The organism is Kitasatospora sp. NPDC003701, assembly GCF_053587085.1.
This window is the reverse complement of sequence record NZ_JBSFNM010000140.1, coordinates 1-4,953: the sequence shown is the minus strand read 5'-3', so window position 1 is coordinate 4,953 and position 4,953 is coordinate 1. Positions and strand designations below refer to the sequence as shown.

The 4,953-nt window shown below is 73.5% G+C and carries 1 protein-coding gene; it reads left to right on the top strand.

What is annotated here, in order from left to right; genetic code table 11:
- Positions 1-4,953: SDR family NAD(P)-dependent oxidoreductase (locus tag ACWDRR_RS44065; protein ID WP_449777980.1), on the top strand; the 4,953-nt coding region annotated here is incomplete at both ends.

The window sequence follows — 4,953 nt, the reverse complement described above, 5'->3', positions numbered from 1 at the left end:
GCGGCGGGTGTGGCGGGCGTGATCAAGATGGTCATGGCGATGCGGCACGGTGTCCTGCCGAGGACGCTGCACGTGGACGCGCCGTCCTCGCACGTGGACTGGACGACCGGGCAGGTCGGGCTGCTCACCGAGGCACGGCCCTGGCCCGAGCCGGGGCGTCCCCGACGGGCGGGCGTGTCCTCGTTCGGGATCAGCGGGACGAACGCGCATGTGATCGTCGAGCAGGCGCCGGCGGTGGAGGTGGCTGCCGAGGATCCGGTCGTGGTGCCGGGTGTGGTGCCGTGGGTGGTCTCGGGCCGGTCGGAGGCGGCGCTGGCGGCGCAGCTGGGACGGGTGTCGGCCCTCGGTGAACTGTCGCCGCTGGATGTGGGGGTGTCGCTGGCGGGGCGGACGCGGTTCGGGCACCGGGCGGTGCTGCTGGACGGCACCGAGGTGGCGCGCGGCGCGGCCGTGGAGCGTTCGCTGGCGGTGTTGTTCTCCGGCCAGGGTTCGCAACGCCTCGGGATGGGGCGGGAGTTGTACGCACGCTTCCCGGCGTTTGCGGCGGCCTTCGACGCGGTGTGTGCTGAGCCGGGTTTCGGGTCGGTGCGTGAGGTGGTGTGGGGGTCGGACGCGGTGTCGCTGGACCGGACGGTGCACGCGCAGGCGGCGCTGTTCGCGGTGGAGGTGGCGCTGTTTCGGCTGGTCGAATCGCTGGGTATACGGCCGGAGTTCGTGGCCGGGCACTCGATCGGTGAGGTGGCGGCCGCGCATGTGGCGGGGGTGTTCTCGCTGGCGGACGCCTGCGCGCTGGTGGCGGCGCGTGGGCGGCTGATGGAGGCGCTGCCGGCGGGCGGGGCGATGGTCGCGATCGAGGCGACCGAGGCCGAAGTCGTGCCCCTGCTGGGTGAGTCGGTGTCGATCGCGGCGGTCAACGGTCCCGCGTCCGTGGTGGTCTCCGGTGCTCGCGATGCGGTGGAGGCGGTCCGCGCCCATTTTGAGGGCCGGCGCCGCAAGGTCACCCCGCTCCGGGTGAGCCACGCGTTCCACTCGCCGCTGATGGACCCGATGCTGGCCGAGTTCCGGGCGGTCGTCGAGGGCCTGTCGTTCCGGCCACCCGAGCTGGCGCTGGTGTCGAATGTGACCGGTCGGCTCGCGACGCCCGAGCAGCTGTGCTCGCCGGAGTACTGGGTGCGTCATGTGCGGGAGACGGTCCGTTTTGCGGACGGGGTGCGGGCGCTGGTCGCCGAGGGTGTGTCGGCATGTCTGGAGCTCGGCCCCGACGGGGTGTTGACCGGGCTGGCGCAACTGGCGGTGGCCCAGGAGATCGTGGCGGAGCCGGCACTGCACAAGGAGCGTGGCGAGGAGGCGGCGCTGCTGACGGGTCTGGCCCGGCTGCACGTTGCGGGCGTGGCCGTCGACTGGGCGCGGGTGTTCGACGGGACCGGCGCCCGCCGGGTCGACCTGCCGACCTACGCCTTCCAGCACGAGCGCCACTGGCCGGAGCCGGCGCCGGCGGTGGGTGACGTGAGGGCCGCAGGACTCCTCGGCGCCGGGCACCCGCTGCTGGGGGCGGCGATCCCGCTGGCCGGCTCCGAGGCGGTGGTGTTCACCAGCAGGATCTCCGCCCGGACGCAGCCGTGGTTGGCGGCGGACACCGTGGACGGGCCGGTGGACTTCCCGGCCACCGGATTCCTGGAACTGGCCCTCCGGGTGGGCGACTTCGTGGGCTGCGACCGGGTCGAGGAACTGACCCTGACCGCACCCCTGGTGCTCACGGGGCACGACGGCGTGATGGTCCAGGTGCGGGTCGGTGCTCCCGACGACTCGGGTGCGCGCACGGTGAGCTTCTTCTCGCGTGCTGAGGGGGTGGTGGAGGGGGCGTGGACCGAGCATGCCTCGGGTGTGCTGGTGGTGGGGGAGCGGGTCGCGGACTTCGACGGGTCGGTGTGGCCGCCGCGTGGCGCGGTGGCGGTGTCGTCGGGCGACGGGCTGTCGGTGTGGCGGAGGGGTGAGGACACCTTCGTCGAGGCGGCGTTGCCGGACGCGGTGGCCCGGGACGCTCAGCAGTACGGGATCCACCCGCTGTTGCTGGCGGAGGTGGTGCGGGTCGTCGGTGGTGAGTTGGTGCCGGTGGCGTGGGGTGGTGTGTCGCTGCATGCGGCGGGTGCGTCGCGAGTGCGGGCGCGGGTGAGCCGGGTCGGCGAGGACGTGGTGTCGCTGGCGGTGGTGGATGTCGAGGGTGCGCCGGTGCTGTCGGTGGACTCGCTCGCGTGGGGTGCCCTGTCGGCCGGGTCGGCGGTGGGGCAGGACGGGTTGTTGCGGCTGGAGTGGGTGCCGGCGGTGTCGCGTCCGGCCGGTTCCGGTGTGGTGCGGTCGGTGACCTTGGGTGTCGAGGTGTCGTGCCTGGCGGAGGTGCCGGGGGACGCCGAGCTGGTGGTGGTTCCGGTGTCGGGCGCGGGCGGGGATGTCCCGGGTGAGGTGCATGAAGTCACCGCGTGGGTGCTGGGGTTGGTGCAGGAGTGGGTCGCGTCGGAGCGTTCCGGGCGGCTGGTGTTCGTGACGCGTGGTGCGGTGGCGGCGGATCGTGGCGAGGTGGTGCGGGATCTGGCCGCGGGTGCGGTGTGGGGTCTGGTGCGGTCGGCGCAGTCGGAGAATCCGGGCCGGTTCCTGCTGGTGGATCTGGAGGAGGGCGCCGAGCTGCCGGTCGGCGAGGTGTTGGCGGCGGACGAGTCGCAGGTGGTGGTGCGGGCCGGTGTGGTGCGGGTGGGTCGGCTGGCGCGCCAGAGTGCGGGTTCGGGGTCCTCGGTGTGGGCCGGGGCGGGGACGGTGCTGGTCACGGGTGGGACGGGTGGTCTGGGTGCGGTGGTGGCCCGGCACTTGGTGGTGGAGCACGGGGTGCGCAGGCTGGTGCTGTTGAGCCGGCGGGGTCCGGAGGCGCCGGGCGCGGCGGAGCTGAGGGCGGAGCTCACCGGTCTGGGCGCGGAGGTGGCGGTCGTCGCGTGTGACGCGGCGGACCGTGGGGCGTTGGCCGGGGTGTTGGAGCAGGTCGGTGATCTGTCGGCGGTGGTGCACACGGCGGGTGTGCTGGATGACGGGGTCGTCACCTCGCTGACCCCGGAGCGCCTCTCGGCGGTTCTGCGCCCGAAGGTGGACGCGGCCTGGAACCTGCACGAGTTGACCGAGCACTTGGACCTGTCGGCCTTCGTCCTCTTCTCGTCGATCTCGGGGGTGATGGGCAGCGCGGGCCAGGGGAACTACGCGGCGGGCAACGTCTTCCTGGACTCGCTCTCCCGGTACCGCCGTTCCCGTGGCCTGGCGGCGCAGTCGCTGGCGTGGGGTGCGTGGGCACAGTCCAGCGGTATGACGGGGACGCTCTCCGACGCGGACATGCGGCGGATCACCGCCTCGGGTGTGCCGCCGCTGTCCGTGGCGCAGGGCCTGGCCCTCCTCGACGCCGCCACCCGGATCGACGAACCCCACCTGGTGCCTCTCGGGCGGCTCGTCGGGACCGCGCAGCCGCACCGCGAGGTGCCGCCGCTCTTCCGCACCCTCGTCCGTGGCTCGCGCCGGCGCGCGGCGACCGCCGTGGGCGGGGCCGACACGGCGGCTGCTCTCGCGACCTGGCTGCGGGAACTGCGGGACGGGGACCGGGCCCGCTACGTCGTCGACCTCGTCCGCGCCGAGGCCGCGTCCGTACTGGGTCATGCCTCCGCCACGTCGGTCGACGCGGGCCGGGAGTTCCGGGACCTGGGCCTGGACTCGCTGACCGCCGTCGAGCTGCGCAACCGGCTGACCTCGGTCACCGGACTGCGGCTGCCCGCCACCCTGGTCTTCGACCACCCCACGCCCACCGTCCTCGCCGAGCACCTGCTCGCCGAGCTGCTCGACGAGCAGGGGGAGACGACGGACACCCCGGAGGCGGCGCTCCTGGACAGCGACGAGTCGGTCGCCATCGTCGGCATGGCCTGCCGGATGCCCGGTGGCGTGGCCTCGCCCGAAGAGCTGTGGCAGCTGCTCGTGGACGGCCGGGAGGGGATGGCGGACTTCCCCACCGACCGGGGCTGGGACCTGGATCTGCTGCAGAGCGGCGGTCAGGACGGTCGCGGCCGCAGCGCCACGGCCAAGGGCGGCTTCCTGCACGGCGTGGCCGAGTTCGACGCCGGCTTCTTCGGCATCTCGCCGCGCGAGGCGCTCTCGATGGACCCGCAGCAGCGGCTACTGCTGGAGACCTCGTGGGAGGCGTTCGAGCGGGCGGGCATCGACCCGGGGACGCTGCGCGGCTCCCGGACCGGCGTCTTCGTCGGCACGACGGGCCAGGACTACGCCTCGCTGGTGATGAACTCCCGTGAGGATGTGGAAGGCCACGCCAGTACGGGCCTTGCGAACAGTGTGATCTCGGGTCGGATCTCCTACACCTTCGGGCTGGAGGGCCCGGCCGTCACGCTGGACACGGCGTGCTCGTCCTCCCTGGTCGCGCTGCATCTCGCCGCTCGGTCGCTGCGCAGCGGCGAGTCCTCGCTGGCGCTGGCGGGTGGGGTGACGGTGCTCTCCACGCCGATGAGCTTTCTGGGCTTCAGCCGGCAGGGTGGGTTGGCGTCGGACGGTCGGTGCAAGGCGTTCGCGGAGGCGGCGGACGGCACGGGCTGGTCCGAGGGGGTGGGTGTGCTGGTGCTGGAGCGGCTGTCCGATGCGCGGCGCAACGGGCACGAGGTCCTGGCGGTGGTGCGGGGCAGTGCGGTGAACCAGGACGGGGCGTCGAACGGTCTGACGGCGCCGAACGGGCCGTCGCAGCAGCGGGTGATCCGCCAGGCGCTCGCCAACGCGGGTCTGACGGCCGGCGAGGTGGACGCGGTCGAGGGGCACGGGACGGGTACCACGCTGGGGGACCCGATCGAGGCGCAGGCGCTGCTGGCGACGTACGGGCAGGACCGGGAGGTGCCGCTCCACCTGGGCTCGATCAAGTCGAACATC